Origin of the sequence: Secundilactobacillus silagincola, from assembly GCF_002583405.1 — a bacterium.
GTDB classification, from domain to species: domain Bacteria; phylum Bacillota; class Bacilli; order Lactobacillales; family Lactobacillaceae; genus Secundilactobacillus; species Secundilactobacillus silagincola.
In genome coordinates this window covers 1-233 of record NZ_BCMJ01000071.1, presented here as the reverse complement: position 1 = coordinate 233, position 233 = coordinate 1, and the positions used below count along the sequence as shown (strand labels likewise).

General features: G+C 47.2%; 1 protein-coding gene. It reads right to left on the bottom strand.

Translation table 11 applies throughout. The features are described 5' to 3' along the window. The coding region (locus tag CES82_RS12630) for an MBG domain-containing protein (RefSeq protein WP_180245756.1) at nucleotides 1-233 on the bottom strand (233 nt) is incomplete at both ends.

The window sequence follows — 233 nt, the reverse complement described above, 5'->3', positions numbered from 1 at the left end:
CCACATTACTGCTCGTAATTGTGTAGTTCTTATTTGCACCTTGCAGTGCTTCAATCCCAGCTTGGTTCAGCGTTACTGCATAGTTGCTACCAACATTGGCACTCGTGATCCCGCTTAAATCAAAATCGTCAGCCGTCAAAGTTGGAACGGTCACACCCTCTGGACCAGTCACCTTAAACTGCGCGGTATCCACGTTCGTGGTACCGTCATAAACCTTGGTACCATTACTAATC